Source organism: Xanthobacter sp. NM-25, from assembly GCF_022138605.1.
GTDB lineage: Bacteria > Pseudomonadota > Alphaproteobacteria > Rhizobiales > Xanthobacteraceae > Xanthobacter.
In genome coordinates, this window is sequence record NZ_JACBFS010000010.1 from 1 (window position 1) to 25,067 (window position 25,067).

Consider the following 25,067-nt stretch of genomic DNA (forward strand, 5'->3'; position numbering starts at 1 on the left):
CCACCCCTTCGAGGATGGCAACGGTCGGATCGGTCGCGCCGCCGCGGAAAAGTCCCTCGCGCAGAATATCGGACAACCGACGCTGATCGCACTCGCCCATACCATCGAGCAGCACCGCAAGGCCTATTATGAACAGCTGGAGCTCCACCAGCAGACGCTCGAGATCACCGGCTGGTTGAGCTACTTCGCCGAAACGATCATCGCGGCCCAAAAGACGACGCTTGGCCGCGTCGCCTTCCACATCGCCAAGACGCACTTCTACGATCGCTTCCGCGACAAGATGAACGAACGCCAGGAGAAGGTGATCGCCCGGCTCTTCCGTGAAGGAGCGGGCGGATTCACGGGTGGCCTGAGCGCAGAGAATTACATCGCGATCACCCGCACCTCGCGTCCGACCGCCACGCGTGACCTCCACGATTTGGTCGCGAAAGGTGCCCTGACGCGAACCGGTGAGCGCCGCTATACGCGCTACCACCTGAATCTGCCAGGAACCGCTTCGAAGCCATAGCGCCAATTCGGCTCATGCCACTCACGCGATCCAGGCATACGTTGGCTCTCCGCCGTGCCGCGCCATGTTCAGACCTTGACTCCTCGCCGGAAAACGGGCGTTCGGCTTTGCGCCTTTCCCATCGCCTGGAGGGGTCGTGGCCCAACACGAGCGGAACGTCATCCGGCGGCGGGCCGCTCCCGCCGTCCATCGCACCCGATCGGCCGGCCAGGTCGGAAGGGCGAGGGCCATCGCGTGCTGCCGCGTTGCTTCGCTGCAAAAGTACGGCGCCTCACACCGGCTCGATGAGGTCCGGAAGAAGCCGGGCGACGGCAGCGGCCGGTCTGGTGAGCAGAGAACGGGCGCGCGCGATGACATCAGCATTCGTCGCCGCGCATGGCCCATGCTGACATGACAGCGGGTCACTTCACTTCGCTCCGGTGTCAGGCCTTCGGCGTGCGACTTGCGGCGAGGCGCTTTCGAGGAGCGGCCATTGACATCGCAAAGCGCGTCACCACATCCTGCGGAACGTTCAACAACTGAAAGGAGGTGGTCAGATGTCTCATTGTCACTTGCCGTGCGTGGCAGTCCTCATGAGCAAGACCTCCGCCTCGAGGGTCGCGCTCGCCTGAGCTGCCCATTCCAGGCAGGACAATGGAAGGGTCGTCCCGAAAGGGGCGGCCCTTCGCTTTTGTAGGGACGGCGTCGCCGGTGCCGAGGGACCTGCAGGCGGCCACGGCCACGGCCACGGCCGCGCCTTGCCGAGCTTGCCGCCCGTCCCCATCTCTTCGACATTGCGAAAGTCCCATCAGATCGGTTCGGTCACGTCGATTGCATTCGAGAGCACCGTCAGCGCGCTTCCAGAGAGCCTCTATTCAGCAGTGAACCCCACCGCCGTCCGGCAGCCGCCCCTGATCCGGCTGAACGACGGGCTGGCCGAGGAACTGGGCCTGGACACGCGGTGGCTGGGAGGCGCGGACGGCCTTGCGATGCTCTCCGGCAATGCGGTCGCAGGCGCGTCCATGCCGATCGCGCTCGCCTATGCCGGACATCAGTTCGGCCATTTCGTTCCCCAGCTCGGACACGGTCGCGCCGTCCTCCTGGGAGAGGTCGTCGACCGGAGCGGCACGAGGCGCGACATCCAGCTGAAGGGCGCGGGGCGCACGCCCTATTCGCGACGGGGCGACGGTCGTGCGGCCCTGGGGCCGGTGCTGCGCGAATATATCGTCAGCGAGGCGATGGCCGCCCTCGGCGTTCCCACCACGCGCGCGTTGGCGGCGGTCGCCACCGGCGAGCGGGTGCAGCGCGAAATCGGGCTTCCGGGGCTGTTCTCACCCGCGTCGCCGCGAGCCACATCCGGGTGGGGACGTTTCAATATGCGGCCGCGCGCGGTGACGCCGAGGCTCTCGTCGGCCTGGCGGAGCATGTCATCGCACGGCATTTCCCCGCTGCCGCCGATGCGGACAATCGATACCTGGCCCTGTTCGACCATGTGGTCCGCGCGCAGGCGCGCCTCGTCGCGCACTGGATGTCACTGGGCTTCATCCACGGCGTGATGAACACCGACAACATGGCGATCTCGGGCGAGACCATCGATTACGGTCCGTGCGCCTTCCTCGACACCTACGATCCGGCAAAGGAGTTCAGCTCCATCGACGAGTTGGGCCGCTACGCCTTTGGCAACCAGCCCCGCGTCGCAGTCTGGAACCTGGCGCGGCTGGCCGAGACCCTGCTACCTCTGATCGATCAGAACCCGGACCGGGCGGTCGCGGCTGCGCAGGAGGTACTCGGCGGGTTCAAGCAGGTGTTCGAAGAGGCCCACCTCAACCGGATGCGGGCGAAGCTCGGGCTCACCACCGAGGTGCCCGAGGACGCCGGGCTCGTCGAGGATCTCCTGGAGGCCATGCGCGAGGGTGAGGCGGACTTCACCCTCACGTTCCGAAACCTGTCACGGCTGCCGGCAGACGAAAGCGCGCCTGCCGGGCTGGCCGACCTGTTCTCTGATCCGCGGCGTCTCGAGGTCTGGTACGACCGGTACAAGGCGCGGCTGCTGCAAGATCCCGTCTCCCTGCAGGAGAGGGCGCGCGCCATGCTTGAGGTCAATCCGCGTTTCATCCCCCGCAATCACCGGATCGAAGCCGTCATCCGCGCCGCCGTGGATGACGGCGACTATGCGCCATTTCATGATCTCGTCCGTGTCCTGGCCACGCCCTTCCTGCCCACGCCCGGTTCGGAACAGCCCGGCGACGCGGCTTACGAAGCGCCGCCGCGTCCGGATGAAGAGGTCCTGCGGACGTTCTGTGGCACGTAAGGCGATCTTCCGCCTTGCGATGAGACGGAGCATTTCCTGCCGGGCCCCGCGGGAGACGGTCACCAACAGGATCCGACGGGGATCCGCGTCATTGACAATGGGGTGGGTGACACAGTGCGCCAGAAGCAGAAGTCCGCTGCGGTGAGGACGAAGGGCCGGTATGGGGCCGTCTCCGGACCGTCAGCTATCCGTCGGCGAATGCCGTTTAGCTGCCCTTCTGCACCCGACCTCACCTCAGCCGTTCTTCCGTCAGGCCGCCCGAACCGGAAGCGGACGTTCATTGTCCAGATTTGATCTCAGAGACCCAGTTCGATGACTGGCCATCTGCCAGTGTATTGCCGGGCCATCCCCGAACGCTCCATGCCAACCGTCCTCGACGGTTGGCATGGAGCTATGGCAGTTCGCTACTCGCTACGGCTTTGTAGCACCTCGCGAACGACAGGCCCTGCGGAGAATCCAGTCGGCCAACCCGTATAGAACGCAAGATGCGCGACGACTTCGCCGGCTTCCTCGCCGGTCAGTCCGTTCTGCAGCGCTCGGTTGAGGTGCCCGGCAAGCTGCGCCGTCTGACCGAGGGCGATCAGCGAGGTGACGGTCACGAGGCTGCGGTCGCGAGGCGCGAGACCTGGACGAAGCCATATCTCGGAGAACAACGGATCGGTGGTGAACTCCGCGAGACTGGGGGCGGCATCGCCGAGCAAGCCCGCAACGCTCTGCACTCGCGTCGCCTCGCTCTCGGCATCCTGCTTGAGATAGTCCACGTCGAGGCCAGGCAGGTCTGCGGCCGACACGTTGTGTGCGGCGAATACGTCTTCGACGATCGGGGCGGTCATCTGCGCCGTACCCAAGCCCGCGTAGAAGGCGAGGTGCGTGACGATCTCCGAGATCTCGACGGCAGTGACGCCGTTGGCGAGCGCCCGTTCCAGTTCGGCGGCAAGGTTGGCCGTGTGACCGCGCGCGATCATCGCCGAGACCGTGACGATGCTGCGGTCGCGCGGCGTCAGCCCTTTGCGCTGCCAGAGGTCGCCGATGATCGTGATGTTCGTATAGGCCTCAAGCGCCGGTGCGACGTTGGCGAAGCCCCCACCCACGGTCGATGATCCGTTCTCCTGCGCGAACGCCGGCATGGAGACTGTCAACGCGAGGGCAAGAGGTGCAAGGGTCTTCATCGCAGTCGTCTCCGTTCAGTTCAGGTAGTCTGCGTCGGTGACAGGCTCGAGCCACTCGACGTTGGTTCCGCCTGCGGTCGGCGTGATCGCGATATGCGCCATCGAGTTGGTGGCGCTCGCGCCATGCCAATGGCGCACGTTCGGCGGGAACTGCACGACATCCCCGGCCTTCACGTGGATCCGCTCGCCCCCCTCTTCCTGAACCCAGCCGAGGCCGGAGGTGATGATGAGCGTCTGCCCGGCGGGATGGATGTGCCAGACGGTCCGTGCGCCGGGGGCAAACTCGACAAGCCCGCCGCCGGCATTGCTGAGGTCACTTGCGGCGAACAGCGGCGTCACGGTTACCGTGCCGGTGAAATTGTCGGGAACGACGCCGGCGACGGACTCGCGTTCGCCGTTGGCCGAGAGTGTCGTCTGCTCTTGCGCAAAAGCCGTCGGCGCAGAGATCAGCATGAGCGAGAGGGCCGTCGTCAGGACGCGTTTCATGGGCGATCCTTTCGAGAGTCGCTGTCGTTGGAAGAACGCAATGTCAAGGGCACACGGGGCATTGGCCCAAAGCCGGATGGGAAACGTGCCGCATTTCCGCGGCCGGGCGGCCGTCACATCTTGTAGGCAGGCTTCTTGTAGAGCGTGTCGGCCTTGGCCTCAATGTCGGGTCGGTAGACCTTGGAAGCCCAGTCTGAGGAACTCACCTCCTCCAGCGCCACCGAGACCGCGTCGGCGCCGTAGCCAAGCGCCTCCATCACGTCGCGGGTGATCCGGTCGGAGAGTTCCCGCTTCTGCTCCTCCGACTTGCCGGGCCAGAGCTTGACGATCACGTGAGGCATGGGTCCTCTCCTGCCTACCAGGGCTGGGTTGTCGGGCCGACCGTGAACTCGTTGATTGTCACGTCTTCGGGCGCGTCGATCGCGAACGAGACGACGCTGGCGATGCGCTCCGGGCTGATCGCGTACTGATCGTAGAGCTTGCCCATGGCGGCGGCAGCTCCCGGATCGGTGATACCGCCGAGGAGTTCCGTGCTGATCGCAGCGGGATAGAGGGTCGCCGTGCGGATGTTGGTGCCTTCCATGGCCGATTCCATGCGTAGCACCTCCATGAAGTCACGCACGAACCACTTGGTGCCGCCATAGACGGCGCTGCCCGGATAGGCCTTGATGCCGGCCACCGAGGACACCGCGATCACTTGGCCGGACTCGCGGGCCAGAAACGTGGGCATGACCGCGGCGACGCCGTTCATCACACCCTTGATGTTGATGTCGATCGCCTGGTTCCACTCGTCGGTCTTCAGCGCGGAAACCGGCGAGGTCGGCATGATGCCGGCATTGAGGAAGATGACGTCGACCGGCCCGAAGGTCGACTCCGCGAACTGGACGATGGCCTCATTGTCAGCGGGCTTGGTGACGTCGAGGGTCTGGTAGGCGGCTTTTCCGCCGCTCGCCTTGATGTCCTCGACGATGCTTTTCAACCGGGCCTCGCGGCGTGCGCCGAGCACCACCTTGGCGCCCTGACTGGCGAGCAGCCGGGCCGTGGCTTCGCCGATGCCCGACGACGCGCCGGTGATGATGACGACCTTGTTCTCGATCATGACGGTTTTCCCTGTTTACTGTGTCGAGACGTCAGCGCGTCGCGCCGTACTGTTCGTCATTGACCTGCTCCATCCAGTCGACGACCTGGCCGTTCTGGACTTCCTGGATCGCGATATGCGTCATGGCGACTTCGGGATTGGCGCCGTGCCAGTGCTTCTCGCCCGGTTCGAAGAACACGACGTCGCCCGGACGGATTTCCTCGATCGCCCCGCCCCAGCGCTGGACGCGCCCGATGCCGGCGGTGACGTAGATGGTCTGGCCAAGCGGATGGATGTGCCAGGCGGTTCGGGCGCCCGGCTCGAAGGTTACGCTTGCACCCTGGACGCGATCGGGGGCGGACGGGTTGAAGAGGGCGTCCACCCGAACCGTGCCGGTGAACCAGTTGGTCGGCCCTTTGGCAGAGGGCTTATGGCCCGCGCGGAAGATTTCCATGATGTTCTCCTTCTCTCGGACGGCATCCCGTCGCGTGTTGGGGAGAAGATGGCACCGACGGCCGACATCGATTAGACGTCGTAAACTTAATGCATTTGTGATATAAGCTCAGGAATGCCGCGCGATCAGATCAACGAGCTTGCCGCCTTTCTCCTGGTTGCTCGCCATCGCAGCTTTACGAAGGCTGCGGCCGAACTGGGTGTTACCCCGTCGGCTCTCAGCCACACAATCAGGCGCCTTGAGGAGCGGTTGGGCGTGCGACTTCTGGCAAGAACCACGCGCAACGTCGCGCCGACGGATCTCGGCGAGGCGTTTCAGCGCCGGATCGGTCCCCTGTTCGAGCAGGTCGATGCCGAGATCAACGCCCTCAGTGCGGCGCGCGACAAACCGGCCGGGACGATCCGCATCACCTGCGACGATGCGGCGATCGAGACGATCTTGCGGCCGCGGCTTGGCGACTTCCTGCTGCGATACCCGGATATCCGTGTCGAGATTTCTATGGACTACGCCCTGGTCGATATCGTCGCCGAACGGTTCGACGCGGGCGTGCGGATCGGGGAGGCGATCGATCGCGACATGGTGGCGACACGGATCGGAGCCGACTGGCGTTTCTGCGTCGTCGGCTCGCCCGCTTATTTCGAGCGACGGTCCGCGCCCGTGACGCCACAGGAACTGACCAACCACAACTGCATCAACATGAAGATGTCGACGGCCGGCGGGAACCTGCGCTGGGAGTTTCGTTCACCCGAAGGGCGGGATGTCGCCGTGCGGGTGAACGGCCAAGCGACGTTTAGCAACACGATCTCGGTTCTGAACGGTGCACTCGACAGCCTGGGGCTCGGTTTCGTTCCCGAACCACTGGCCGCGCCTCATCTGGCCGCTGGCCGACTCCGCGAGGTTTTGGCGGATTGGTGCCCCGTGCTTGAAGGATACCACCTCTACTATCCGACCCGCAAACAGCACTCGCCAGCGTTTGCAGCTTTCGTGGAGGCCATGCGCCACCGAAGCGGCCGACCGTCCTCATGATGTCCGCTTTTTGAAGCCCACCCTCAAAAGCAGTCCATCCGGTTTCCAACCCCAGCCGGTCATGGCCGCGGGAGATCTGCTACACCAGCGCAACGGCGCGATCGGGTCCGTCTCCGGACCGTCAGCTATCCGTCGGGGAATGCCGTTTAGCTGCCCTTCTGCACCCGACCCCATTGCTGTCGTTCAAGACCAAGCATGGAATGCCGGTAAGCAGACGCCGATAGCCACCCCCTCGCGACATAGAACGAAGCGCGATCTAGAGATAGAATACTTCAAATACATTGCGCATTATTGCCTCTATGTGGGCGGCTACTTCATTCCGACCAACTTTGAGACTGTTCGGGTGGCCTGCCCCATTTCGCAGCGTGAGGGCTTGCTCAAGTCGCTGTTTGGTATTCTTTCCAATAACGGAGATGGCGACCAATCGATTCAGAAGGTCACCTTCCTTCATTGCCCCGATGTCATCTGCCGTTACCGCGATTTTCCATTTTGCGTCCACCCGGCTCGCTTCTGCGTTGAATTGGGTAAGGTGAGACTTAACCACCACTTTTTTCAGTACACCGACCGCAGCAAGCCAGACATTACTATCGCCGATCGAAAAAGGCGGGCCTCGTAGCAGGTAATATCCTCTTCTACAAAACGCCGGGCATCTTTTTCAGTGACGTTGGTTAGGTGTGTTCTTAGGTCTACCGCAACCTGTGTCGCCGCAGGGCTACCCCATGTTACGCCTAACTCCGGCAGCTTCGCCTTGCCCTTCTCTGAAAGTTCATAACCGCCGTTAATCTGAATAGCCACACCCTTCGCTCGAGCGATTATGTCGGAGATATTCCAGCCGACCATCCTGCAACCAACCGACTTCGCCTTTGAGCGGATATCTTTTGCGCTTGCAAGTTGCGAGAAGGTTGCGAGCGTCAATAGGACCCGGTCTATCCTTTGCAGACCGTCTGCCTGCAGCAGCAGCTTTAGCTAGGCATCCCTCAGCTTCAAGGCGCGCCCTCAGGGATGTCTGCTCGCCCGCTGTCAGCGAGTAAGCGCTCCCGGTCAGCTCGTTAAGTCTCTTGCTGCTCACTAGGGTTTTCAGTGATTTCGACAAATTGCTGCCCATGCTCGACTTGTAATAGCCTGTAGCGCTCTGCATGGCGCTCAAAAGGTCGGCGCGCTTGAAGCTTGCCCTTCCCTGAGCAAGCTGAAGATGGGCCGCTGCAGCAATCGCGAGGTCTGTACCGCTGGACACCGACAAGCGGGCGGCAATCGTTCCCACTGCCATGTCTATGTTTATCCCAGCGTGGTCATCACTCGCACCTGCATCGGCCGCAGCCACGCCGCTATTTGGAGCATGGTCGAAGGCGGCGGCAGGTGTAACGCCGACCAAATTTTCAAGATGGCTAAATACGTCTTTGATGGCTACGGTATCGAACTGAGAATCGCCTTCATACTCAAATTCTATATGACCCATTTTGATCTTTAGTTTTGACGTCATCTCCCCCCCAGTCGCCCCTTCACACCAACTTGTCATCACACTAGATGCCAAGACAATTATATCATGCAACGGCTAAGGCTGGCAGTGGCATTCAATAAGCAGCCATTTTTGAACGACTCCGGCCGCTTTCCCTTCTAGAAAGCCAAAAGCTGCCTGTCCGCTCTCCACCCCACGACCGACGGCCAGGCAACATATCCTGCGCGTCAAAGCGGCCATCCGAGGTAGCGCGGATGGCCGCCCGAACGTCAGATTTCCGTCCGCTCTGCCAGCAGTAGAGCGTCCTCCACGTCGACACCAAGATATCGGACCGTGTTCTCAATCTTGGAGTGACCGAGCAAGATCTGGATGGCGCGAATGTTGCCCGTCGCCTTGTAGATCATGGACGCCTTCGTGCGACGGAGCGAGTGAGTGCCATATTCCTCATGGCGTAGGCCGATCGCGGTGACCCACTCGTCGACCAGCCGAGCATACTGCCTTCTGCTCATGTGCTGCGCATGATCGATGCGGCTCGGAAAGGCATAGTCCTCAACGGTGCCGCCGCGCCGTTCCAGCCAAGCCAGCATGCTCGCTCGTACGTCGCTGGTGATCTCGAACTGTACCGGCCGCCCGTCTTCTGTTGCACGACAATCGCGCGCGTCCTGATCTCCGGGCCGGCGACCACGTCACGAATCTTGATCTTGACCAGGTCGCAGCCGCGAAGCTTGCTGTCGATTGCCAGATCGAACAGCGCACGGTCACGAATGCGTCTTTCGCGATCAAGGAAAAATCGAATTGCCCAGATCTGCTTCTGGGTGAGAGGACGCTTGGTGCCGACCTGCTTTCCGGCATTCCAAGCTGCGCGCTCGCGGCCGGCATCATCAAATTGAGAGTGGCCCATGTGACTTCTCCTTGGCCTTGATTGGCCTAGGGAGAAACGCCGAGGGCCCCTACCGCGCAGGGGGCCGGGAACGGACGGGCATCTTTTGGCGCCCGATCAATCGAAGCAGACGTTGCTGTTGACCGACAAAACTTCTCGACCTGACCCATCGCGGACCTATGCAAGGTCTGCTTGTGGAGAGGGAGATGCGGATCCGGCGCCGAGTGGTCGAGGAACATGGGCGGGGGCGGTGCGTTGGTCGACAGTGGCAGAGCCGCTGCCATAGCCTAAGCGGACGCCAGTCGGCGCCGCCTGTGATGGCGCCGCCGACCGCTTCGTTCAGTGCCGTTGCCCGCAATTATTGGACGGGCACGACCTTCGGCATGAACTCCGCCGCCTTGGCGGGATCCTTGAGCACGCCGAATGCCGCTTCCGTGGGCGCGTAGTTGCGCATCGCCATGTAGAACGGCCCGGCTGGCGTGGGCAGCCAGTTGGACTCCTTGTCCTTGCCCGGGCTCTCCGTCTGAAGATAGATGGTGATCGAACCGTCCGCGTTCTTCTTCAGGTCGTTGTCGCTACCAAGCGTATAGCGATTGATCGGATTGGGAACCGTGTAGTTCGACTTCAGGTCGTACATGGTGACGGACCAGAAGCCTGGCGGAACGACTTGGAAATAGGGAAAGTTGGCCGGCAGCGTCAGGGTGTACTTCTTCTCACCGGTCAGCCCCTGCATCTTGTAGTCATACTGACCCCACAGGTAGAACGCCTCCTCGGCCGTATTGGCCGTGAGCCCGACGACGGCGCTGATGGCGGCAGTGAGGTAATCCGCATGCGGCGGGGTGGTGGCGGCGGCGAGATTATACGGCGTGGCCATCCAGCCATTGGCGTGGGGCCCGATCACATAGACCATCTCGGCCATCATGGGGCCGATCTCCGGCACCACCTTCTTCATTTCTGCGAGAAAGAGCGGGTCGACCTTGGCGGGGTCCCACGCCTTGCCCAGCTCGATACCCAGATACTTGTAGCTCGGGAGCTTCGCCTCGATCATCGTCTTCGGCGGCGGGTTCTCGTTCATCGCGTCGACGAAGATCGTCCAGAACTGGAGCGGATCCTCAAAGGTCAGCCGGCTGCTGGCGACGTTCGGATCGAGCTTCGGGGTCAAGTAATCGTAGGCCTTCGGCGCCGGAGCCCCCTTGCCCTCATATTCCGATAGGCTTTGCACGGTGATCGCGGACAGAACCGCTTGCGCGCCGGGCAGGTCGGCCTGATCCTTCACATGCACACGGGGCTGGAGCTCGACCCAGGCCGTGGGGCTGTCGATGCGCTTCACGCCATCCGGCAGGGTTCCTTTCCAGCCAGGACCGACGATGGCGAATTTTCCGCCCTTGTAGCCGGCGTTCTTGCCCGCGGCATAGGCGAAGGCGTTGTTCCACATGTCGACAATCTCGATCATGTAGTAGCGGCCATGGGAATCCGGCGCGGTGAGGATGACCGGCTCCTGGGACACATCCATGAAGCCGAAGCCGTAGATGACGTTGACGTTGGGCGTCACATAGCCCGACTCTTCGGCCAGCTGGGGCGTGCTGATGTTCGGCATCCGCCACAGCGTGCCGGGTTTGGCCTTGGGGTTGGCTCCGGTCGCAACGGTCTGGCGCAAGTTGTACATGGCGACGATGGGGGCGGCGAAGGTCGCCGCCTCGAGGGCGAGCGCGTGCCCCCATTTGGAAATAGCCGCAGCCTGCTCGAGCGAATATTGCGCCGTCTCATCCGCTCTGGCGTGGCCGCTCTGGCCGATCGCAATGGGGGACAGCGCCAAAGAGAATGTCGCCAACGCCATGGCGCAGGGCGTCACTGAAAACAACTTTCTTATAAGCATCTGCTTTCTTCCTTGCCGCATAAATCATCGCTCGCGTTCTGCAAAGGTCTTTGCCTTTTTAGTAGCTTGCAGCCTTCGCGCGGGGTGGATCGCTGAAGCAGTGTTGGCGCCCCAGGTCGGCCAATGGTTGGGGGCATGCAGAACCGCGCTTTGCCACCCCGGCGATCGTTGGCGTTTCTCAGGGGCTCGGCCCACGCGGAGGCGCCACGGAGAGGCGCCGCGGACCTGCATTCCGCGAAGGCTTAGAGGGTGCGCCGGGTGCGCACGCCCCCCCTCGGCGGTGGATGGCGCCTCGTCCGAGGGCACATGGAAGAACATTCGGAATCTCAACTCTGTTCGGTCACTCTCGATCGCGCGCCCCTTGAGAGCGGGAGACCAAGCGTTGCCTTGCCCCTCGCCTGACGAATGCTACAAGTTCCCACGTTGCGGCGTAATGGGACCTGGGGCCTACAGTGGGACGACGATGGGGAGCTAAAAGCCGGTGCTTGCTCATCGGCGCAGTCCTGATGGCGTTGCTTGCGGATGCCGCGCAGGTTCTCCATGCAGATACCTCCCCGCGCCGCTTTCTTGTCATCTACGAATATGACACTTCGCTCATCGCGAACATCGAGATCGCCCAGGGAATCGAAGAGAAGCTGTCGGAGGCCTTGCCGACCGAACGCGAAATCTACAGCGTCTATCTCGACACCGCGCGGTTTCCCGGCAACCCGACGTCGCAGCATTTCCTGCGTCTGCTCAAGGACAATTTCGCGGGCATGACCTTCGACGCCGTTCTGGCGATCGGACGGGGCGCCCTTTCCTTTGCGCTGGAACGGCGGGCGGAACTGGCGCCGGGCGCCCCGATCCTGTTCAACGCGATCGCCGGTGAGGGAATCGATGAAGCGGATCTGCCGCCCGATGTTGGCGGCATTCTGCAGAACTACGACATCGCCAGGGCGGTCGAATTCGCGATGGAGCTCCAGCCCGCGGCGCGCCAGGTCGTCGTGATGTCGGGCTCGGCCGGGTTCGATCGCAACATGGAGCAGCGGGCACAAAAGGCGCTCGGCACGGTGTTTGCGGGCCTTCCCGTGTCGTATGTCTCGGGCCTGCCGTTGGCTGGGTTCGTTGCAGCGGCGCGCGGATACGGCCGCGACACCATCCTGCTCCTTCTGACCATCCTTCAGGATTCCAGCGGTCAGACCATCATCCCCCGCGACGCAGCAAAGGCCATCGCGGCGACCTCCGGCGCGCCAACCTATGGGTTCTACAGCACCTATCTGCAGGCGGGGATCACGGCCGGGCAAGTGACGAGCTATCGGGACGTCGGCAGGATCCTGGCTTCCGAGGCCCGTTCCTCGACCAAGAATGGGAGCGACAGCAGGTTGCCGATCGTCGATGCGCCGGCCGCCAATATGGTGAACTGGCCCCAGCTCGCCCGCTTCGGCATCGACGAGGATCGCGTCCCGCCCGGGACCTCGCGCCTTTTTTACGAGCCGCCCGCATGGCAGCGATACCGACGCGGGATCGCGCTCGCCGCCATGGTGCTGCTGCTGCAGTCGGTCACGATCGGCGCGCTCATCGTTGAGATGCGGCGGCGCAAGCACGCGGCTCAGGAACTGGAGGCAGGACAGCTTGCGCTCGCACGTGCGGCGCGCAGCTCGCAGCTCGGCCAGCTCTCCGGCGCCATAGCCCATGAGCTGAACCAACCGCTGACGGCCATCCTGTCGAACGCCGAGGCGGGCACGCGCCTGCTGCAGGCCGAGCCCCCGAATCTGGCCGAGATCTCCGAGATCCTGTCGGACATCGCCACGGACGACCGCCGCGCCGCCGAAATCATTGTCCAGCTCCGGCGGATGATGAAGGAAGGCAAGGTCGGCTTCTCGCCGATCGACCTTAACGAGGCGGTCTCAGCCACTCTTCGGCTTCTGAGCAGCGAGCTCATCGCGCGGTCCACCACTGTCGAGTTCCGGCGCGGCCCAAGGGGCATCCCCGTCCTCGGCAACATGACGCAGCTCCAGCAGGTGGTGCTCAACCTTCTGATGAATGCCGCCGAGGCCATGAAGGACCTGCCGCCGGCGCAGCGCCGCATCCTTTGCGAGACCCATATTCTCGGCGACGGCAGGCGCGCTCTGACGGTGTCCGACAACGGTCCCGGCGTCTCGGCCGAGGCGGCGGCCGAGGCTTTCAGACCCTTCGTCACCTCTCGGCCAGAGGGGCTAGGGCTAGGGCTGTCGATCGGGCGCTCGATCGCGCGGGCGCATGGCGGCACGCTCGACTTCGACCTCGGTGCACAGAGCGGGGCCCGCATTGTCCTTGTCCTGCCCGAGCCGCAAGGAGCGCCATGACCGCCCAGCCACCGACCATTCACGTCGTCGATGACGATCCGGCGATCCGCAAGGCTCTCTCTCGGCTGCTGGCGGCGGCGGGCTATGGCCGTGTCCTTTACGAGAGCGCGGAGGCCTTTCTCTCGGGTTACGAGCCGGGCGGGTCGGGCTGCATCCTGCTTGATCTCGATTTGCCGGGCATGGATGGCTTCGGCATCCAGGACGCGCTCAGCGCCCAAGGAACGGCTCTGCCCGTCATCTTTCTCACGGGAACCGGCGACATTCCGGCGAGCGTTCGCGCGATAAAAGCCGGCGCGGTCGATTTCCTGGCCAAGCCTGTCGATGCCGCGACCCTGCTCGCGGCCATCGAAGAGGCTCTGGCGATCGACAGCGCCCGTCGCGCAGTTCGTTCAGCCAACGCCGATCTCAGGAGCCGCCTCGACACGCTCACGCCCCGGGAACGCCAGGTGCTCGATTTCGTCGTGCGTGGCTGGCAGAACAAGCAGATCGCGGCCGAGCTCGGCACGGCGGTCAAGACCATCAAAGTTCACCGCGCGCGGATGATGCAGAAGATGGGCTCGCCGACGCTGGCCGAACTGGTCCGCGCCATGGTCGAAAGCGACCCCAATACGGCTCATCCGCGCCTCAAGCCGTAGACCCCCACGCCGATTCTCATTCGCCCGCGGCGCGCCTAACGTTTCAGGATGACGCAGGATCGGAAACGCATTGCGATCGTCGATGACGACACGGGTGTGCTGCGAACTACGAGGCCAGCATTTTGACGTTGTCCACCGCTGAGAGCGTCCGCTCTTTGGCTTCGTTCGAACGTACCATATTGGCGCACCACGACCGCCAGAGGTGAGGCTGCGATGTCCGCTTCCGGGAAATGTCTGTGTCCACTGTAACGACTGACATTGGGGGCGCAAAGCAGACGTCTCTGAAAGGGCTTTGGAGGGGCAGGTATGGGTCATCTTTTGCCTTTGCGAACACGGGTACCCCGGCCCGATTGTTTGGCTCGATAAACCCTGAAGCACAATCCCGTTGGAAGCGGAGATACGGCGCCTGCTGCGGCTGCTGTGCCCTGGTTCAGAACGGTGAGATAGCGCCACCATAGCACGACGCCTCCGTCGCAGGGCCTGTTCAGATCGGTTGCCAACGAGCGGGAAGTGAAAGCGAGGCCTCGGCGGCAGGATGAAAGACGGGAGCTGTCCCGGTGCTTGGAAAGGAAGGCCGGATCGCCGCAGCGAGGCATAGGGGGCTACCGACCTCGTGGCACGCCAGAGGCCGAGGGAGCCAGGGGCGCCAAGCCGAGCGTCTCATACGCTGTCGAATTTTGGAGAAGACGGGATTCGTATGCAGTAAGGGCCGCTTTACAACCCTGCCAAGGCGGTCAATCAGCTTTCAGCGCGAGGACAAAAACGTGCGTCCCCCACCCAACCGCCAAGACAACTATTAGTTGAAATGGTGCACCCGACACGATTCGAACGTGTGGCCTCCGCCTTCGGAGGGATTACTTGTAGCTCCGTCGAAATCACGATGGAGCACGAAGAAATGCGATATCATACTGTTATTAAAAAAGAATTTGTAGCTGGCCATAGCCGAGACTATCCTTCTCTCCGCTACCACTTTCTTCCTGCCGCTTACGTGGCGCTTACGCGAGACGAAGCGACAAGGGCGGAGATTTTCCATGGCTAAGCTCACAAAAAGGGCCGTCGATGCAGCAGAGGCCGGCGCCAAGGATTACGTGATCTGGGACGACGAGCTCCCTGGTTTTGGCCTCCGGGTTTTCACGTCCGGCAAGCGAAGCTACGTCCTTCAGTATCGGTCGGCGGGCCGATCGCGTCGGTTCACGATAGGGCTGCACGGGGTATGGACACCTGAACGCGCGCGCCAGGAAGCCAAAGCGCAATTGGGCCGGATCGCGCAAGGCGACGACCCGGCTGAAGAACGGCTGCTTGATCGCAAGGCGCTCACGGTCAAGGAACTCTGTGACCTCTACCTCGCCGACCTGCAAGCCGGTCTCATCCTCGGAAAAGGCGGGCGCCCCAAGAAGCCGGGCACGATCGCCTCCGATCTCGGCCGCATCCACCGTCATATCGTTCCCCTCCTCGGCTCGCGTCGCGTCAGGGACCTGACGAAAGCCGACATCACGAGGGCCATGAAGGACATCATGGCAGGGAAGACGCGTGTCACCGTCATGACGAAGAACCTGCGCGGCAAGTCCATCGTGAGAGGCGGCGCCGGCACAGCCACGCGGACAATCGGCCTGTTGGGCGGCATTCTCACCTACGCTGTCGAAGCGGGGATCATCGAAACGAACCCGGCGCACGGTGTGCGGCGGCCGAAAGACAATGTCCGCGCCAGACGACTGAGCGAAGCCGAATATCGCGTCCTCGGCGACCTGCTCAAGACGGCTTCCAAAAACGAGAACTACAGGATGTCGGTGGAGATCATCCGCCAGATCGCCCTGACCGGCTGCCGGCGCATGGAGATGGTGACGCTGCGATGGGATGAAGCCGATACGGATTGCAGTTGCCTGCGCCTGAAGGATAGCAAGGAGGGAAGCTCCATCCGGCCCATCGGGCTGCCCGTGGTGGAGTATCTGGAGAGGCGCCGGAATGAGGCGATCGGAGATTACGTCTTCCCCGGCCGGGGCGGCGAGAACGCGTTCGGCAGCTTCCCCAATCACTGGGGGAAGATCTTCGCAAACTCACCCCTGGCCGATATTAGCCCTCACGTCCTCCGCCACAGCTTCGCCAGCGTTGCGAACGATCTGGGTTTCACCGAGGTCACCATCGCCGCCCTGGTTGGCCATGCGAAGGGATCGGTCACCAGCAACTACATCCATACGCTCGACACAGCTCTGATCATGGCCGCAGATACCATTTCGGGCTACATCCAGGGGCTGCTCGACGGGATTGAGTTCAAGCAGACCGCCTATGCGCTCGATCGTGGGTCCCGGAAAGCGGCGCTGGTCCAGTTTCTACAGGGAGCCTCGATCTCTCGGAGCACCAGTCAAAACGCCGGGGAACATGTCGGGCCATAAGCTCAATGGTCCTCATCATAGTCAATCGTTACCGGAGCGCGGGCGATAGCCGTCCGTTGCCCCCCGGAGCGCAACATGCAGCGACCATCAGCGCCGCCCTTCCCCCGTTCTGAGAGCGTGTTTGACAAGGATTCCCAAGGGGCGTGATCATAGGGCGTCGGATCCACGAGACGAGCCGACGCTCCATGCCCCGCAAGACCCCGCCCGGACGGCGCCGCTACGAGACCGACCGGACGGACGGACAACGGGATCTGATCGCGCCGCTGATCCCTGCAGCGCAGGCGGGCGGGCGGGCGGGCGCCCCAGGAAGGCGACGTCGCGCGAACTAGTAAACACCATCCTCTATTTCGTGCGGGCCGGCATGGCAGCTTCTGTCTCGTGACCTGCCGCCGTGGCGGACGGTCTATTATTATCTGCGCCGCTGGCAACGCGAGGGCGTCTGGGAGCGAGTTCACCACACCCTGGTCATGGCCGACCGCGAGCGCAGCGGCAGGGCTGCCTCGCCCTCGGCGGCGATCCTCGACAGTCAGTCGGTGCGCACCGCTGATCAAAAGGGGACGCCAAGAGCTACGACGCCGGCAAGAAAATCACCGGCCGCGAACGGCGCATCCTGACCGACACAGACGGGCGCTTGCTCTGCGTGTGTCTCCACGCAGCCGATATCCAGGACCGCGATGGCGGCAAGCTGCCGCTGACGGCCTCGCGCCAGCGCTACCCGTTCGTCGCCCGCGTCCTCGCCGATGGCGGCTATGCCGGGCGGCTTGCGGCATGGGCGGCGGATAAGGCCCACATCACCCTCGAAATCATCCGCCGTGGCACCAGCGCCAAAGGCTTCGAGGTCCTGCCGCGCCGATGGGTGGTGGAACGCACCTTCGCCTGGATCTTCAAGAACCGCCGCCTCGTCCGCGACTACGAGCAGATCACCGCTGTTGCTGAAACCCTCATCACCGTCGCGGCTTCAGCCACACTGCTGCGCAGATGGCAATGAACCGATGCCCTTCTCAAACACCCCCTCAGCCCTTGCGAATTTATCTGCGAATGCCGAACAACGAGGCTGGAACGATCCTCCAATCCATCGCAATCAGGATTGAAGATCGATGGTCTCCGGTCACAGAAACGTGAGACGCTTGCATCTCGGTTATCTGACGCCACAGCAGCGAAAAGATGATGTGCTGTGTCTGGGATACCCTTGACAGGCGGATTGTCCCGGAGCACTTCAGAAACATGCTTCGTGTCCTCACCCGCATGATGATCGCGTGCCGTGCGCTGGCCTTCCGCCAGGGCGTGGTGCTGGCGCTCGTCATGGGTCTCGTCGCGGGCCCGATGCTCAACACGCTCACCACCCGCCATGCTGAAGAGGCGAAGGCGGCCATTGCCGGTTTGTCGCTGGGCTTTTCCGATCCCGGTGGCGTTTTGCCGGACGTCCTCGCCGCGGAGCATGCTGAGCCGCAGTCTCAGAGCAACGGCAAGTCTTCCCCCCAGGCCGACACATCCACGGTCGATCACAGCTGTCACGGCTGCGTGGCGTTCGTGCTGCCCGTGGTGGCCACCGCGCCGCTCGGCGGCCTGACGCCCGTTCGCGTCGCGATTGAACCGGCGACCGCGTCGAGCCGTACCGTTCCCACCGAAATCCGTCCCCCCTGCGCCTGATCTGACCCCTGTCCGCGCGCGGGCGCCCTGCGCCTGCGTTCAGCTCACAGCCATCGGATCAGATCATGCCGCCTCGTGCCCTTGCGCGTGCGCTTATGGCAGCCCTTGTGCTGCTTCCGGCGTCGCCGACGCTTGCCGAATCCGCGCGTCCCCAATCCACACGCCCTGCAGCCGCGCGTTCTTCAGCCGAGCGCCCTCTCGCCTTGACCAGTGCGATGGCGAGCGCGCTCGCCGCCAATCCCCGCCTCACGGCGGCGGAACGGGACATCGGCATGGCCTCCGGCCGCTCCACCCAGGCCGCCGCACTGCCCAATCCGGCCTTGTCGCTGGAGGTGGACAACGCCATGGGCTCTGGCTCCTACCAGGGGCTGGACCTCGCCGAGCAGACGCTGCAGATCAGCCAGCTGGTGGAGCTGGGCAGCAAGCGCGAGGCGCGCATGGCCGCCGCCGGCGCGGGTGTCACAGTCGCGCGCTGGGAGCGTGAGGCGACCCGCCTGCAGGTGCTGGCGGAAACCACCGCAGCTTTCTCCGCCGTGCTGGGCGCGCAGCAGCGCGTCTCCATCCTCGATCAGCAGGCGGCGGCGATTGCGCGCCTTGCGCCGCTGCTGCAGACGCGGGTGGATGCGGGCGCGTCCTCTCCTGCGGAGATTTCGCGCGCCCGTGTCGCCGCAGATTTCGCGAAAGTCGAGCTGGACCGGGCCAAGGCGTCTCTCGGGACCGCGCGACGTGACCTGGCCGTGCTCATGGGCATGAACGAGGCCCGGTTCGGCCGCGCCACGGGCAATCTTTTCAAAGTCAGCGCGCCGCCAGCGCTGCCGAGCCTCATCAAGCAGGCTCAGGGCAACCCCCAACTCACGCGTTTCACGGCCGTCCAAGGGCAGCGGCGGGCCGAGCTGCGCGCCGCGCAGGCGAAAGCGGTGCCCGACGTGACCCTGGGGGTCGGCTATCGCCACTACAACGAGACCGCCGACAGCGGCATGCGGGTGACGCTCTCAGTGCCGATCCCGATCTTCGACCGCAATGAAGGCGGCATTTACGAGGCACAGGAATCCCTGCGCCGGGCGGAGGCGGAGGAGGCCATCGCCCGCGGTGCGCTGATCGCCCAGTTGGGGCGCGCCCACGACACCCTGAAGGCGGCCTATGACGAGGTCAGCCTGCTGCGCACCAGCACCATTCCCGGCGCGCGCAGCGCCTTCGAGGGCGTGGAGCGTGGCTACGGCGAGGGCCGCTACACGCTGCTCGAGCTGCTGGACGCCCAGTCCGCGCTCACCGATGCGTCGCTGCGCGAGCTCGACGCCCTGGTCAATTTCCACACCGCGCTCGCGACCATCGAGGGCCTGATCGGCCGGCCGGTGAACCTCAGCAAGGGAAAGACGAAATGAGCCGCACGGCGCGACGCGACCTGGCGATGCTCGTGGTCGGCCTTATGGCCGGAGCGGGCGCCATCTATGCTTTTCAGGGGCCTACGGCACCGGTGCCCGGCACGGTGGCCGCCGAAGCCGGACATGGGGCCGAACCGGGCCAAGGCGAGGGCGGCGAATCCCACGGCGAGGGCGCCGTGGAGCTGAACAACGCCAAGCTTGCAGCGGCCGGCATCGGCCTTGAGACGGCGGGACCGGAAAAGCTGCGGCAGAAGCTGCGGCTCAACGGTCTCGTGCAGACCAACCAGGAGACCGTGGTGCAGGTGACGCCGCGCTTTCCCGGCGTCGTCCGCGAGATCCGGAAGCGGATCGGCGACACGGTGCAGAAGGGCGACGTGCTCGCCGTCATCGAGAGCAACCAAAGCCTGACCACCTATGACCTGAAGTCCCCCATCGCCGGCACGGTGGTGGACCGGCAGGTGGCGTTGGGCGAATACGCCTCGGAGCAGAAGCCCGCCTTCGTGGTGGCGGACCTCTCCACCCTGTGGGTGGATCTCTCCGTCTACCGGCGCGACTTCGCCCGGGTGCGGGTCGGCGACAAGGTGGAGGTGGACCCGGACGACGGCGGCGCCCCCATTGCCGGCGAAGTGGCCTATGTCTCGCCCATCGGCGCGTCGGACACGCAGACGGCGCTCGCCCGCGTGGTGATCCCCAATGACGGCCTGCGCCTGCGCCCCGGCCTGTTCGCGGTGGGCACCATCACCCTTGCGGAGAAGCCTGTGGACCTCGCCGTGCGCCCCGGCGCGCTGCAGGCCGTCGACGGGCGCACGGTGGTGTTCGTGCGCAACGGCGACGCCTTCGAGCCGCGCGACGTGGAGATCGGCGACCGCGACGCCGAATGGGCCGAAGTGTTGTTCGGCCTGATGCCGGGGGATGTCTATGCCGCGAAGAACTCCTTCGTGGTGAAGGCCGAGCTCGCCAAGGGGAGCGCCAGCCATGAGCATTGATCTCACGCCCCGGATTGATCCTGCGCCCCAGGAGGATCTGAAGCTTTTGACCGCGCTCATCCATCCCCACCTTGAGGGACGGGTGGTGCAGGCGCTGCAGGAGCTGCCGCAATTCCCCGGCTTCACGCTGGTGGAGGTCCGCGGCCAGGGCCGCGGGCGCGGCGTCGGCGGCACCTATGTGGCGAGCGAATACGACCTCGTCTACCAGCGCCATCTGCGGCTGGAGATCGTCTGCCGCTCCAGCGAGACGGAGGCCATATCCGGCCTCATCGCCCGCGCCGGCTGGACCGGGCGGCGCGGCGACGGCGTGATGTTCGTCACCCCCGTGGAGAGCTTCGCCCGCATCCGCGAGGTGGGCGCGCCGAGCGAGACCGAGGGGGGCGCGCGATGATCGACGCCATTCTCGCCTTCTCCATCCGCCAGCGCTGGCTGGTGGTTCTGGTGTGCCTCATGGTCGGTGCGTTCGGGGCGTGGAACTTCACGCGCCTGCCCATCGATGCGGTGCCGGACATCACCAATGTCCAGGTGCAGATCAACACGTCCGCGCCCGGTTTCTCGCCGCTGGAGGTGGAGCAGCGCATCACTTTCCCCATCGAAACCGCCATGGGCGGCCTGCCGGGGCTGCAATATACGCGCTCCCTCTCCCGCTATGGCCTGTCCCAGGTCACCGTGGTGTTTGCCGATGGCACCGATATCTATTTCGCCCGCCAGCTGGTGAATGAGCGCATCCAACAGGCCAAGGACCAGCTTCCCCAAGGGGTGGAGACGGCCCCCGGGCCGATCTCCACCGGCCTCGGCGAAATCTACATGTACACGGTGGAGGCCAAGCCCGGAGCGAAGAAGCCGGATGGCACGCCTTATTCCCCCACCGAGCTTCGGACCATCCAAGACTGGATCATCAAGCCGCAGCTGCGCACCGTGCCCGGCGTGGTGGAGGTGAACACCATTGGCGGCTTCGCCCGGCAGTTCCATGTGCTGCCGGACCCGGCGCGGCTGATGGCCCACAACATCTCGTTCCGCGACGTGATGACCGCGCTCGCCGCCAACAACGCCAATGTCGGCGCCGGCTATATCGAGCGCAATGGCGAGCAATATCTGGTGCGCACGCCGGGCCAGGTGGCGAACCTGGAGGAGATCCGCGACATCGTCATCGGCAGCCGCGATGGCACGCCGATCCGCATCGGCGACATTGGCGAGGTGCGCGAGGGCCGCGAGCTGCGCACAGGCGCGGCGACGCTCAATGGCGGGGAGGTGGTGCTCGGCACCACCATGCTGCTCATTGGCGAGAACAGCCGCACCGTGGCCCAGCGGGTGGCCGCGCGCCTGGAGGACATCTCCCGCTCCCTGCCGGAGGGGGTGATTGCCCGCGCCGTTTATGACCGCGCCCATCTGGTGGAAGCCACCATCGCCACGGTGGAAAAGAACCTGCTGGAAGGCGCGCTGTTCGTGGTGGTGGTGCTGTTCGTGCTGCTCGGCAATTTCCGGGCCGCGCTCGTCACCGCCTGCGTGATCCCGCTGTCCATGATGCTCACCATCACGGGCATGGTGGAGAACAAGGTTTCCGCCAATCTCATGAGCCTCGGCGCCATAGATTTCGGCATCATCATCGATGGGGCCGTCATCATCGTGGAAAACTGCCTGCGCCTGCTGGCGGAAGAGCAGCACAAGCGCGGCCGGTTGCTGACACGCGCGGAACGTTTTCAGACCATCCTCGCCGGCTCCCGGGAAGTCATCCGCCCGAGCCTGTTCGGCACCCTCATCATCGCCGTGGTGTATCTGCCCGTGCTCACGCTGACCGGGGTGGAGGGCAAGATGTTCACGCCCATGGCGGTCACGGTGCTGATGGCGCTGGCGGCGGCGGCGGTGTTCTCCATGACGTTCGTTCCGGCGGCGGTGGCGCTGCTCGTCACCGGCAAGGTCTCCGAGCACGAGAACATCATCATGCGCACGGCGCGGCGCATTTACACGCCGCTGCTGGACGCCGCCATCAACTATCGCGCGGTGGTGGCGCTCATGGCGATGGGGCTCATCCTTGCCACCGGCGTGGCGGCCTCGCGCATGGGCGGCGAGTTCATCCCCAGCCTCGACGAGGGCGATGCCGCCATCCAGGCCCTGCGCGTGCCCGGCACCAGCCTCACCCAATCGGTGGAAATGCAGGAGGCGTTGGAAAAGCGCCTGCTCCAGGTGCCCGAGGTGAAGGAGGTGTTCGCCCGCACCGGCACGGCGGAGGTCGCCACCGACCCCATGCCCCCCTCCATCTCCGACGGCTACATCATCCTGAAGCCCCGCGCCGAGTGGCCCGATCCGCGCAAGCCCAAGGCCCAGGTGATGGCGGATATCGAGGAAGCCTCCGAGGAGGTCGCCGGCAGCAATTACGAGCTGTCCCAACCCATCCAGCTGCGCTTCAACGAGCTGATCTCTGGAATCCGCTCGGATGTGGGCGTGAAGATCTTCGGCGATGACCTCGACACCCTGTTACAGGTGGCGGGTCAGGTGGAGGCGGTCATCCGCGCCATTCCCGGAGCGGCCGATGTGAAAAGCGAGCAGGTTTCCGGCCTGCCCATGCTTACAGTATCCCTCAACCGTCCCGCCATGGCCCGCTACGGCGTGAGCGTGGCGGAGGTGCAGGAGCTGATCGAGATCGCCGTGGGCGGCCGCTCCGCGGGCGTGCTGTTCGAGGGCGACCGCCGCTTCGACATCATGGTGCGCCTGCCGGAGGAGTTGCGCACCGACATCGAGGCCCTGCGCGCTCTGCCCGTGCCCCTCCCCCCGGCGGTGGCCGACCCGGACAAGCCGCGTCCCGCGGTGTGGGCCTCGGGTGCCAATGCCCAGATCCGCTATGTGCCATTAGCCGCCATCGCCAGTCTCTCCATCTCCCCCGGCCCCAACCAGATCAGCCGGGAGAACGGCAAGCGCCGCATCGTGGTGAGCGCCAATGTGCGCGAGCGCGACCTCGGCTCGTTCGTCACCGAGGCGCAGCGTCAGGTGGCCGAGAAGGTGAAGCTGCCGGAGGGCTATTGGATCGGCTGGGGCGGGCAGTTCGAGCAACTGGTCTCCGCCACCCAGCGGCTCGCCATCGTGGTGCCCATCGCGCTCGCCCTCATCTTCCTGCTGCTGTTCATGAGCTTCGGCTCGGTGGCGGATGCTGCGCTGGTGTTCTCCGGGGTGCCTTTGGCGCTCACCGGCGGCATCGCCGCGCTGCTGCTGCGCGGGCTGCCATTGTCCATCAGCGCCGGCATCGGCTTCATCGCGCTCTCGGGCGTCGCGGTGCTGAACGGGCTCGTCATCATCGCCTTTATCCAGAAGCTGCGTGACGAAGGCCGCGACATGGTGGCCGCCGTGCGCGAGGGCGCCCTGACGCGCCTGCGGCCCGTGCTGATGACGGCGCTGGTCGCCTCCCTCGGCTTCGTGCCCATGGCGCTCGCCACCGGCGCGGGTGCCGAGGTGCAGCGGCCGCTTGCCACCGTGGTCATCGGCGGCATCGTCTCTTCCACCATCCTCACATTGCTCGTGCTGCCGGCGCTCTACGTGCTGTTCCGGCGCGAGACCAAGGCCGCCGAGACCTCGCAGGCGGCGGCGGAAAACCCAGCCTCCTGAACCTTCAAGAACGGAGACCAAGTCATGTTGAAGCCTCTCATCATCGCGGCCAGCCTTCTGGCCGCGGCCCCCGCGCTCGCCCAGGCCCCCGCCGAAAGCGGCCACGCCCACGGCGCCCAGAAGGGACCCCACGGCGGCGCGCTGGAGGATATCGCGGGCGTGCACGCCGAAATCGAGGTTTCGGGCAAGACGCTGACGGTTCATGTGCTCGACGGCGCTGGAAAGGGCGTGGACACCGCCGGCTTCACCGGCTCGGCCATGCTGGTCCTCGGCGGCGCGCGCCAGACGGTCGCGCTGAAGCCTGCGGGCGAGACCCTCGTCGGCGAGGCGGGCGCGCCCATCGCGGCCGGCACCGCCGTCACGCTGGTGCTCAAGACCGCCGCCGGAAAATCCGGCCAGGCCAAGTTCACCACCCACTAAGGAGAGGTCCCATGGCTGGAACACGCATCCTACGGCAGCGTATCGTGCTGCTCAGCACTCTCGCCGCTCTCACGCTGCCGGCAAGCGCCGCCTTTGCGCTCGACCCGCAGCCGAAGACCTACCGCGAGAAGCAGCGCCACGAGTTCCGTGACGTGCAGTTGGGTCTGTCCCATCCCGCTCCCCACGGTCGCAGCACGCTCACTAACGCGGCTGGTCGCAATGACATGAATGGGAACAAGGACAGTACGAGCATGGCTGCGCAAGACAGCCGGCCTCCGGTCGACCAGAGTCCACTACGAGGCGCGTCTCAATGAAGACGCGAGCACTCAACCGGCTGGCGCGAGCGATCAGATGAGCAGGCTGCTACGACTTGCCCTGCTGCGTCTCCTGCTCGCGGTGGGGGTGTGCCTGGCGCCGCTCGGCATCGGCGATGGCCTTTATGCGCAGCCTGTGGCCGGCG

20 protein-coding genes and 3 pseudogenes are annotated in these 25,067 nt (G+C 64.6%); 15 read left to right on the forward strand and 8 right to left on the reverse strand.

Going from position 1 to position 25,067, the window contains the following annotated elements; all coding sequences use genetic code 11:
- Window positions 1-508 (forward strand): Fic family protein (locus tag MEU52_RS20720; RefSeq protein WP_443267912.1); only part of this gene is annotated, 508 nt, incomplete at its 5' end.
- Between the two features lie 809 nt (window positions 509-1,317).
- Window positions 1,318-2,798: pseudogene (locus MEU52_RS20725) on the forward strand (protein adenylyltransferase SelO).
- A gap of 404 nt (window positions 2,799-3,202) precedes the next feature.
- Here the strand turns inward: MEU52_RS20725 and MEU52_RS20730 are convergent.
- The 5 genes from MEU52_RS20730 to MEU52_RS20750 all read right to left on the reverse strand — a co-directional run bounded on the left by MEU52_RS20730 (window position 3,203) and on the right by MEU52_RS20750 (window position 5,985).
- The gene (locus MEU52_RS20730) at window positions 3,203-3,967 is read right to left on the reverse strand and encodes a carboxymuconolactone decarboxylase family protein (RefSeq protein WP_238123854.1); all 765 of its coding nucleotides are present in this window, start codon (window positions 3,965-3,967) and stop codon (window positions 3,203-3,205) included.
- Between the two features lie 15 nt (window positions 3,968-3,982).
- Window positions 3,983-4,453 carry a (R)-mandelonitrile lyase gene (locus tag MEU52_RS20735; RefSeq protein WP_238123853.1) on the reverse strand — a complete coding sequence of 157 codons (471 nt, stop codon included), beginning with the start codon at window positions 4,451-4,453 and terminating at the stop codon, window positions 3,983-3,985.
- Between the two features lie 113 nt (window positions 4,454-4,566).
- Window positions 4,567-4,794: a tautomerase family protein gene (locus MEU52_RS20740; protein ID WP_238123852.1), complete on the reverse strand. Its 228-nt coding sequence runs from the start codon at window positions 4,792-4,794 to the stop codon at window positions 4,567-4,569.
- A 14-nt stretch (window positions 4,795-4,808) separates the two neighbouring features.
- Window positions 4,809-5,552 (reverse strand): SDR family oxidoreductase, encoded by a 744-nt coding sequence (locus MEU52_RS20745; RefSeq protein WP_238123851.1) that lies wholly within the window; start codon window positions 5,550-5,552, stop codon window positions 4,809-4,811.
- 31 nt (window positions 5,553-5,583) lie between these two features.
- Window positions 5,584-5,985, reverse strand: a complete 402-nt coding sequence (locus MEU52_RS20750) for a (R)-mandelonitrile lyase (protein WP_238123850.1) — start codon at window positions 5,983-5,985, stop codon at window positions 5,584-5,586.
- A gap of 114 nt (window positions 5,986-6,099) precedes the next feature.
- Here MEU52_RS20750 and MEU52_RS20755 point away from each other — a divergent pair, with 114 nt between their 5' ends.
- Complete coding sequence (locus tag MEU52_RS20755; protein WP_238123849.1) at window positions 6,100-7,011, forward strand: LysR family transcriptional regulator; 912 nt, start codon at window positions 6,100-6,102, stop codon at window positions 7,009-7,011.
- Window positions 7,012-7,021: 10 nt separating this feature from the next.
- Window positions 7,022-7,627, forward strand: coding sequence for a hypothetical protein (locus MEU52_RS20760; RefSeq protein WP_238123848.1), 606 nt, complete (start codon window positions 7,022-7,024; stop codon window positions 7,625-7,627).
- Between the two features lie 162 nt (window positions 7,628-7,789).
- On the opposite strand, the gene MEU52_RS20765 is transcribed toward MEU52_RS20760, so the two are convergent.
- The 3 genes and pseudogenes from MEU52_RS20765 to MEU52_RS20775 all read right to left on the reverse strand — a co-directional run bounded on the left by MEU52_RS20765 (window position 7,790) and on the right by MEU52_RS20775 (window position 11,184).
- On the reverse strand, window positions 7,790-8,491 hold the full coding sequence (locus MEU52_RS20765) for a hypothetical protein (RefSeq protein ID WP_238123847.1): 702 nt from the start codon (window positions 8,489-8,491) through the stop codon (window positions 7,790-7,792).
- Window positions 8,492-8,736: 245 nt separating this feature from the next.
- A pseudogene (locus tag MEU52_RS20770) lies at window positions 8,737-9,368 on the reverse strand (tyrosine-type recombinase/integrase).
- A gap of 337 nt (window positions 9,369-9,705) precedes the next feature.
- On the reverse strand, window positions 9,706-11,184 hold the full coding sequence (locus MEU52_RS20775) for a DUF1254 domain-containing protein (protein WP_238123846.1): 1,479 nt from the start codon (window positions 11,182-11,184) through the stop codon (window positions 9,706-9,708).
- 545 nt (window positions 11,185-11,729) lie between these two features.
- Between MEU52_RS20775 and MEU52_RS20780 the strand changes: the two genes are divergently transcribed.
- The 11 genes and pseudogenes from MEU52_RS20780 to MEU52_RS20830 all read left to right on the forward strand — a co-directional run bounded on the left by MEU52_RS20780 (window position 11,730) and on the right by MEU52_RS20830 (window position 24,921).
- The gene (locus MEU52_RS20780; protein ID WP_238123845.1) at window positions 11,730-13,547 is read left to right on the forward strand and encodes an ATP-binding protein; all 1,818 of its coding nucleotides are present in this window, start codon (window positions 11,730-11,732) and stop codon (window positions 13,545-13,547) included.
- Window positions 13,544-14,182: a response regulator transcription factor gene (locus MEU52_RS20785; protein ID WP_238123844.1), complete on the forward strand. Its 639-nt coding sequence runs from the start codon at window positions 13,544-13,546 to the stop codon at window positions 14,180-14,182. Before MEU52_RS20780 ends, MEU52_RS20785 begins: the two co-directional genes overlap by 4 nt.
- A 1,031-nt stretch (window positions 14,183-15,213) precedes the next feature.
- Window positions 15,214-16,572: a tyrosine-type recombinase/integrase gene (locus MEU52_RS20790; protein ID WP_238123843.1), complete on the forward strand. Its 1,359-nt coding sequence runs from the start codon at window positions 15,214-15,216 to the stop codon at window positions 16,570-16,572.
- 185 nt (window positions 16,573-16,757) lie between these two features.
- Window positions 16,758-17,560, forward strand: a pseudogene (locus tag MEU52_RS20795) (IS5 family transposase).
- Between the two features lie 236 nt (window positions 17,561-17,796).
- The gene (locus MEU52_RS20800) at window positions 17,797-18,222 is read left to right on the forward strand and encodes a hypothetical protein (protein WP_238123842.1); all 426 of its coding nucleotides are present in this window, start codon (window positions 17,797-17,799) and stop codon (window positions 18,220-18,222) included.
- A 65-nt stretch (window positions 18,223-18,287) separates the two neighbouring features.
- On the forward strand, window positions 18,288-19,604 hold the full coding sequence (locus tag MEU52_RS20805; protein WP_238123841.1) for a TolC family protein: 1,317 nt from the start codon (window positions 18,288-18,290) through the stop codon (window positions 19,602-19,604).
- Window positions 19,601-20,590: a divalent metal ion exporter adaptor subunit IhpB gene (ihpB, locus tag MEU52_RS20810; RefSeq protein ID WP_012112638.1), complete on the forward strand. Its 990-nt coding sequence runs from the start codon at window positions 19,601-19,603 to the stop codon at window positions 20,588-20,590. The genes MEU52_RS20805 and ihpB overlap by 4 nt, the downstream gene beginning before the upstream one ends.
- Window positions 20,580-20,981: a P-II family nitrogen regulator gene (locus MEU52_RS20815; RefSeq protein WP_238123840.1), complete on the forward strand. Its 402-nt coding sequence runs from the start codon at window positions 20,580-20,582 to the stop codon at window positions 20,979-20,981. The genes ihpB and MEU52_RS20815 overlap by 11 nt, the downstream gene beginning before the upstream one ends.
- Complete coding sequence (locus tag MEU52_RS20820; protein ID WP_238123839.1) at window positions 20,978-24,187, forward strand: efflux RND transporter permease subunit; 3,210 nt, start codon at window positions 20,978-20,980, stop codon at window positions 24,185-24,187. Before MEU52_RS20815 ends, MEU52_RS20820 begins: the two co-directional genes overlap by 4 nt.
- A 24-nt stretch (window positions 24,188-24,211) precedes the next feature.
- Window positions 24,212-24,607 carry a hypothetical protein gene (locus MEU52_RS20825; RefSeq protein WP_012112635.1) on the forward strand — a complete coding sequence of 132 codons (396 nt, stop codon included), beginning with the start codon at window positions 24,212-24,214 and terminating at the stop codon, window positions 24,605-24,607.
- Between the two features lie 11 nt (window positions 24,608-24,618).
- Entirely contained in the window at window positions 24,619-24,921 is a 303-nt protein-coding gene (locus MEU52_RS20830) for a hypothetical protein (RefSeq protein ID WP_238123838.1), read from the forward strand.
- Window positions 24,922-25,067 lie beyond the last annotated feature (146 nt).